This is a genomic window from Bartonella sp. MU70NMGDW (assembly GCF_042194085.1).
GTDB classification, from domain to species: domain Bacteria; phylum Pseudomonadota; class Alphaproteobacteria; order Rhizobiales; family Rhizobiaceae; genus Bartonella; species Bartonella grahamii.
This window is the reverse complement of the sequence record NZ_JBHIMK010000075.1, coordinates 1,257-8,878: the sequence shown is the minus strand read 5'-3', so window position 1 is coordinate 8,878 and position 7,622 is coordinate 1,257. Positions and strand designations below refer to the sequence as shown.

Genomic DNA, 7,622 nt, shown 5'->3' with positions numbered 1-7,622 from the left:
TCTTCAAGTATTGGCATAGACATGATGTTATAGCCTGAATCAACATAATGGATTTCACCTGTAACACCTGATGATAAGTCAGAGAGTAGATAAAGAGCAGATTTTCCAATTTCATGAATATTTACGGTACGACGTAATGGGGCATTACGGCGTTGATGTGAAAATATTGCACGTGCAGCTGCAATACCATTACCTGCTAAAGTTCTAACAGGACCAGCGGAAATCGCATTGACACGGATATTTTGAGGACCAAAGTCCGCTGCTAAATAACGTACCATAGCTTCTAGAGCTGCTTTAGCAACACCCATGATGTTATAATTAGGCACAACTTGCTGTGAAGCACCATAGGTAAGAGTTAAAAGTGTTCCTCCATTGGGCATAAGCCTACCCGCGCGCTGGGCAATTTCAGTAAAGGAATAAGCTGAAATAACCATCGTGCGTTGGAAGTTTTCACGTGTTGTAACATCAACATAACGTCCTTTTAGCTGAGTTTTATCTGAAAAACCAATGGCATGGACAATAAAATCAATAGTTTTCCATTCTTTTTCAAGTTGCTCAAAGACGTAGTCAATATTTTCAATTTTTTCAACATCACACTCTAGCACTAATTTGCAGCCAAGTTTATCAGCTAGAGGCTGAACACGTTTTCCAAAAGCATTCCCTTGATAAGTCAATGCTAATTCAGCTCCTGCTTGTGCGAGCTGACAGGCAATGCCCCAAGCAATTGAATGGTCATTCGCAATCCCCATAATAAGGCCACGTTTGCCCTCCATCAAACCTTTCATATTATTCTCCGTAAGACCGTACTTTTTTCAATTACTAAGAACGTGTGTTTATTCATAGCGTTGGAAAACAAGCGTTGCATTGGTACCGCCAAAGCCAAAAGTATTTGACAATACGGTATTCAGTTGTTGATGATCACGTCGTTTACGAACGATTGGCATATCAGCAAAAGCTGGATCAAGTTCTTCAATATGGGCACTTTCACAAATAAAATTATGCTGCATCATTAACAGTGTGTAGATTGCTTCTTGAACACCAGCTGCACCCAAGGAATGACCAGTCAGAGATTTTGTGGCAGAAATTGGCGGGCATTGATCACCTGCTCCGAAGATACGGCGGATCGCTTCTATTTCAGGAGGATCACCAACAGGTGTTGCTGTTGCATGGGGATTGATATAATCAATCTTATTTTTGACGGTCGCAAGTGCCATGCGCATGCACCGTTCTGCTCCCTCACCCGACGGAGAGACCATATCGTATCCATCGGATGTAGCGCCATAACCAACAATTTCTCCATAGATTTTTGCACCACGCGCTTTAGCGACTTCTAGTTCTTCAAGAACCAAAACGCCAGCGCCACCAGCAATAACAAATCCATCACGATTAGCGTCATAAGCACGCGAAGCTTTTTCTGGTACATCATTATATTTGCTGGACATAGCACCCATAGCATCGAATAAAACAGATAATGTCCAATCCAGATCTTCGCAACCACCAGCAAAAATGCGATCTTGTTTTCCATATTGGATTGTTTCATAAGCATTGCCGATACAATGATTGGATGTAGCACATGCGGAAGAGATTGAATAGTTTACGCCCTTAATTTTAAAAAAAGTTGCAAGTGTTGCGGATGCCGTGGAACTCATCACTTTAGGCACAACAAAAGGACCGATGCGTTTTGGACCTTTTTGGCGTGTAATATCAGCAGCCTCAACGATTGACTGAGTTGAAGCACCTCCAGAACCCATAATAATACCCGTGTGTTCATTCGATACTTCATGCGGTTCTAGACCCGCATCAGCAATTGCCTGATCCATGGCGATGTGATTCCATGCTGTTCCACGCCCATGAAAACGTAGAGCACGCCGATCTACAAGTTCTTCTATATTAATATCGGGTTTGCCGTAAACTCTGCTACGAAAGCCTAATTCGGCATATTGAGGCGCGTAAGAAATTCCAGATTTTGCTTCACGTAAACTGGTTAAAACAGCTTCAGGTCCATTTCCAATCGCGGAGACAATTCCCATTCCGGTTACAACAACTCGACGCATTCATACCTCCTCGTTCCATACAGAATAGTGAAAAGTTCTTTCTGACGGAAATAACGTTCAATCTTCTTTGAATAAAGCAACGCGTAAATCACTCGCCTTATAAATAGTCTCTCCATCTGCTTTTAGCCACCCATCAGCTATTCCTAAGACTAAATTTCCACGCCGAATACGCTTAAAATCTATTTCATATTCAAGAATTTTGGTTTGTGGAGTTACCATCCCTGATAACTTTACTTCACCTGTTGATATCGCTCTTCCTTTTCCTGGTTCGCCTAGCCAACCAAGAAAAAAGCCTGTCAATTGCCACATACCATCCAGTCCGAGACATCCTGGCATGACGGGATCGCCTATAAAGTGACAATTAAAGAACCACAGGTCTGGTGTAATGTCAAATTCGGCGCGAACCATTCCTTTATCGTATTTACCATCAGTTTCACTAATTTGAGTGATTCGATGAATCATTAACATTGGCGGTGCTGGCAATTGCGCATTACCTTTACCAAACATTTCGCCGCGAGCGCAGCTTAGAAGCTCTTCATAAGTGTAGCGAGACTTTTGTTCAGCCATTGTTACTCCATTTATTTGCATATATTTTTATTTCTGCGCTTTTCCCAACCTACTTTTAGAGCAAATTTTAAAGAGAGGGAAATGATTTTATATCATTTTTAATGACAAAAGGCCTTTTTTATGTATTCTACACAGGTAATTATTTAAAAATGGAATACAAGATTACACCATACTATTCCCATTTTTTTGTATTTTGATCTTATTTAGCAGGAATATATTTGGGTTTGTAATATGTCAGTGAGTGCAGACGATTTAGATATGAATGAAGAGCAACAGTTCACAAAAGAGTGTGGAAAAATTGTGCAATATTATTCCATTTCTATGTTAGAAAAACGTTTGCGTCAGAATGGTTTGCGTCCAACACGTCAGCGGTTGGAACTTGCGCATATGATTTTTTCTCAAGGAAATCGTCATATTACTGCTGAAGAGCTCTATGAGGAAGCGGGGAGGGCAGGTGTGCCTGTATCTTTAGCAACGGTTTATAATACGCTTCATCAATTTACGGAAGCGGGATTGTTACGGATTATTGCCGTAGAAGGCTCAAAAACTTGGTTTGATACCAATACCTCTGATCACTACCATTTTTATATAGAAGGCGAAAATCGTATTCTTGATATTCCTTACAATTTGGAAGAAGCTCCCATTATTAGAAATTTGCCTAAGCCACCAGAAGGTATGGAAATTTCACATGTTGATTTGATCGTACGATTGAAACCCAAAAATCAATCTTGTGATAGGCAGTGAGGATATTCAATGAGGAATAAAAATTAAACTTGATAAGTTTGAGCATTCACCAACCTTTTACTTTTTCATCAGGATAGATTCCCCATAACTGGGGTTGCTGAAGCCATCCGCGCATATTATTAATGTTTAGTTCGCACCATTGTCCATCACATTGGCGGATATTGCCAATGACATTAGGTTCTACTTCTGCCACAAGCTCTGCGTTGTCGGTGGGGTTTTTTCGGAGCATCAGCCTTTTTGTTTTATCTTTTTGCCATGGAATAGTTATAGCAGTTCGCTTTCCCGATAAAAGCGATTGATACACCCACCCCTCATCGCCTTCTGCATCACGAATTTTGCGCCATTGATCATATTCTTGAATGATTTCAATAGGCAAGCCCTTCTTTTTGTAGGTAAAAATGATAGAATAGTTGCTTCCTGGTCCGACGCGCACATTAACGCTGGTGGGTTTAATCGAAGCAAATCGCGGAAGTGGTAAACCACTGGGCCCTAAATTTTGATTAAATGTTTGTGCGTGCAACAAATGAGGTGAACCCAATACAATGACTGTTGTTATTAAGATACATGATGCGAGCATTGAAACGCGAAACCAACGAGAATTTTGCACACTGAACTCCTTTATTTCGTCATATATTGGAAATTTAAAATCTGAAATATAAGACTAAAATTATGACATATCGCTCGTTAAAGAGATCTAAACAATGAAAAAATTGTTACGAGAATAGCAAAATAAGGAAAACAAAAGTTTGTATTTTTTAGTGCTTATCTTGTTTATAAGGGGATAAATATAAATAAAAACTGGATTTTTATGCAGCTGTACGCGTGATAAAACAGTAAAGTATACTGGGTCCATAGCAATTTTTGTACAGGAAATTAGGGCTAAAGTATTGCATCTCTTTTCTGAGTTTGTTTCTCGAAGTAAAAGTACATATATGCATATTATACAAAGAGCTGTTCAGTAAAGGGGTTATCATGTGGCTTGAAAAGAAGTTTTGAATGGACAAAATAATACGATGAATAAAACAGTTAAGCTTAAAAATATGAGAAAAATTATGAAGTAGATTGATATATGAAGGGCTGATTTTAACAGGACAGTTTTTCGTGATAATCCATTTTATAAAATTTGCTATACTATAATTTCATGCCATGATAATGCTTATCGGTATGGTAGATAAGCTCGATCCATTATACCTTTAGGAGCTCTCAATGTTACGTAGTTCTTATTATTTATGGCGTTCATAAGAAGCATTTTTATTTTTTTCTTAAATAGCTTTTATTCTATTTGCATACTAACCCTGCTTATGATGTACAAGAAATAATCTTGATTGATTCAATATAAGAAGGTGTTGAGAAACTTCACGTTATTCAGAATTATTACTTAATATGAAAAACGATTACTTATAACGATAAATCAACGCGTTAAAAACTTTAACTCGTTATTTGAGTTGTAAATATATTTCCATTAAAAATGGTAATAAAAGGCACATTCATCCATATTAAAATACAGTGTTTTCTCTGTTTATTGTTAATTTTCTTTTTCTATAACTCAGTATAGAAGAAAGTTGAATGAAATAGAGGGGCTTATTCGATACACTTATGGGGGTCATTACATAAGTGATGAATAGAAGAAATTTATCAAGAAAAAAGAATCTGTAGTGCAGTGGTTGAAATTCGTCATCGTTTAGAGAGACAGAGTCAAGGGATATAAAAAGTTATGGAATTATATCGTTTTGTTACATAACTGAAGGGAAAGAGGATTATGCATTTGATATCATATTTGTATACACAATCGCATATTGCGATAGTTACTTTTGTTTTGCAATCTGATCTAGCATCTTCGAAAGATGTAGAATATTTAATGACAAAAAAAGAAAATCATCATGAAATTTATACATAAGAAACAGTTACTTAAGAGATATCCGGAAGGAGAAAAATTATAGCGAAAAGTGATAATAAAACACCCTACACTCAATTCACATAAGAACAAGTCGCTTAAATATCTAAAGCGTAATTTGTTATCTGTTTTTTGAAATATAAGAATGAAAAAACCACCCCTATGACAGAAACCTTATTATTTTCAGATAACTAACATATTAGATAACATTGTACACAAAAAACCATACACAAGCAATTTATTGCAACCGCCTATGAAGATAAAATTTTCTGGAAGCTTATTATCTACTGCTTACGCAATTGCATAAAGTATATTACTTTACCGCAACAGTTCGTCCGTTACTAACAAAACCTTCTCTTTGCGCACGCTTACGAGCAAGCTTACGTGTACGACGAATAGCTTCAGCTTTTTCACGAGCACGCTTCTCAGATGGCTTCTCATAATAACTACGCATTTTCATTTCACGGAAGATACCTTCACGCTGCATCTTTTTTTTCAACGCACGGAGCGCTTGGTCAACATTATTATCACGAACGAGTACTTGCACTATCTATCCTGCTTTTTTCAGTGTCATAAATGATAGGAAAAACCTACGTCCTTTTAAAGGCATATCCAAAAGGACAAGCACCTATATCATATAAATAAGACATTTGTCTATATCGCTTTTTAAAATTCTATTCTTTTTGCAATAAAACACTTTTTATAATGAATGATAAAATTTTACGGTTATAAATTTATGAAAGTCCTTGTATTTGATCATTTTCGTCAAGATGAATTTTTTCAGCCGTGGGATAATGGGGTAGTCCCGGCATGGTCATAACATCTCCACAAATGACAACAATAAAGCCGGCTCCTGCGGAGAGACGAACTTCACGTACGGGAATTTCAAAATCAACAGGAGCACCATATTGCTTGGGATCAGAAGAAAAAGAATAAGGTGTTTTTGCCATACAAATAGGGTAGGCACCAAAACCTTCTTTTTCCCAAGATTCAAGTTGTTTGAGAATAGGGGCTGGGATGATGGCGCCACGCCCACCGTATAGCTTTGTTATAATACAATTAATTTTTTGAACGAGTGGAATATTATCTTGATATAAAACTTTAAAATGAGAATGTTTTTCTTCAATCAAGGTAACGAGTTCTTGTGCAAGTTCTATAGCGCCTTTTCCACCTTGTTCCCAATGCTTACAGATAATAGCTTTGTGTCCAGTTGTTGCAACTATTTTTTGTAATGTTTTTATTTCAGCATCGCTATCGCTGTCAAAATGATTGATAGCCACAACACAAGGAATACCGTAGTGCTCCATATTCTTTATATGTCGTAAAAGATTGGCTGTTCCTTTTTCTAAAGCGGTGATATTTTCTTCTGTCAGGTTATTTTTATCCACACCACCATTCATTTTTAATGCACGAATAGTTGCGACGATCACTGTAGCATTTGGTACAATACCTGCTTGCCTACATTTGATATTGAAGAACTTTTCTGCTCCAAGATCTGCTCCAAACCCTGCTTCTGTGACAACATAATCAGCAAGTTTTAAAGCAGTTTTTGTTGCTATAACTGAATTGCAACCATGAGCAATGTTGGCAAAAGGTCCTCCATGAACGAGAACAGGGTTATTTTCAATTGTCTGTACGAGATTGGGTTGTATAGCATCCTTGAGAAGAACTGCCATTGCACCTTCTGCATTGAGATCAGAAACGGTGATGGGCGTTTTATCATAACGATAAGCAACAATAATTTTTTTGAGTCTTTGTGTAAGGTTTTCTAAATTTTCAGAGAGACAAAGAAGTGCCATAATTTCTGACGCAACAGTAATATCAAAACCTGTTTGGCGTGGAAAACCATTTGTTATGCCCCCCAATGAAATAACAATATCGCGCAATGCGCGGTCATTCATATCAAGAACGCGTTTCCAAACAATGCGACGTGGATCAATGTTTAGAGTATTTCCCCAATAAAGATGATTATCTATTATTGCGGCAAGAAGATTATGAGCAGCTGTAATAGCATGAAAATCACCGGTAAAATGTAAATTAAGGTCATCCATTGGAACGACTTGCGCATAACCACCACCAGCAGCACCACCTTTTACACCAAAACAGGGACCTAAAGACGGTTCTCTCAAGGTAGCTATTGTTTTTTTACCAATAAGATTAAGAGCATCACTTAGTCCAACTGTTGTTGTTGTTTTGCCTTCTCCGGCAGGTGTGGGGTTGATAGCTGTGACGAGGATAAGTTTACCATCTGGATTTTTATCAAGCGATTTTATGTATTCAGAAGAAATTTTAGCTTTATCATGGCCATAGGGAATGAGATTTTCATGTGAGATACCAATTTTTTGTGCAATTTCAATAATATG

General features: G+C 37.5%; 7 protein-coding genes. 1 reads left to right on the top strand and 6 read right to left on the bottom strand.

Going from position 1 to position 7,622, the window contains the following annotated elements:
* From fabI to fabA, 3 genes are all read right to left on the bottom strand, one after another.
* A partial coding sequence (gene fabI / locus ACFIKE_RS07155) for an enoyl-ACP reductase FabI (protein ID WP_375648900.1) occupies window positions 1-785 on the bottom strand: 785 nt, incomplete at its 3' end.
* Window positions 786-833: 48 nt separating this feature from the next.
* On the bottom strand, window positions 834-2,054 hold the full coding sequence (gene fabB / locus ACFIKE_RS07150) for a beta-ketoacyl-ACP synthase I (protein WP_375619287.1): 1,221 nt from the start codon (window positions 2,052-2,054) through the stop codon (window positions 834-836).
* 57 nt (window positions 2,055-2,111) lie between these two features.
* Window positions 2,112-2,621 carry a 3-hydroxyacyl-[acyl-carrier-protein] dehydratase FabA gene (gene fabA, locus ACFIKE_RS07145; protein WP_375625418.1) on the bottom strand — a complete coding sequence of 170 codons (510 nt, stop codon included), beginning with the start codon at window positions 2,619-2,621 and terminating at the stop codon, window positions 2,112-2,114.
* Window positions 2,622-2,852: 231 nt separating this feature from the next.
* Here fabA and irrA point away from each other — a divergent pair, with 231 nt between their 5' ends.
* On the top strand, window positions 2,853-3,365 hold the full coding sequence (gene irrA, locus ACFIKE_RS07140) for an iron response transcriptional regulator IrrA (RefSeq protein ID WP_273787458.1): 513 nt from the start codon (window positions 2,853-2,855) through the stop codon (window positions 3,363-3,365).
* A 46-nt stretch (window positions 3,366-3,411) separates the two neighbouring features.
* Here irrA and ACFIKE_RS07135 read toward each other — a convergent pair whose 3' ends face one another.
* From ACFIKE_RS07135 to ACFIKE_RS07125, 3 genes are all read right to left on the bottom strand, one after another.
* The gene (locus ACFIKE_RS07135; RefSeq protein ID WP_375626269.1) at window positions 3,412-3,972 is read right to left on the bottom strand and encodes an SH3 domain-containing protein; all 561 of its coding nucleotides are present in this window, start codon (window positions 3,970-3,972) and stop codon (window positions 3,412-3,414) included.
* 1,600 nt (window positions 3,973-5,572) lie between these two features.
* Window positions 5,573-5,806 (bottom strand): 30S ribosomal protein S21, encoded by a 234-nt coding sequence (gene rpsU, locus ACFIKE_RS07130; protein ID WP_012754552.1) that lies wholly within the window; start codon window positions 5,804-5,806, stop codon window positions 5,573-5,575.
* 187 nt (window positions 5,807-5,993) lie between these two features.
* Window positions 5,994-7,622, bottom strand: a 1,629-nt coding sequence (locus ACFIKE_RS07125) for a formate--tetrahydrofolate ligase (RefSeq protein ID WP_375648897.1), incomplete at its 5' end; no start/stop codon positions are given.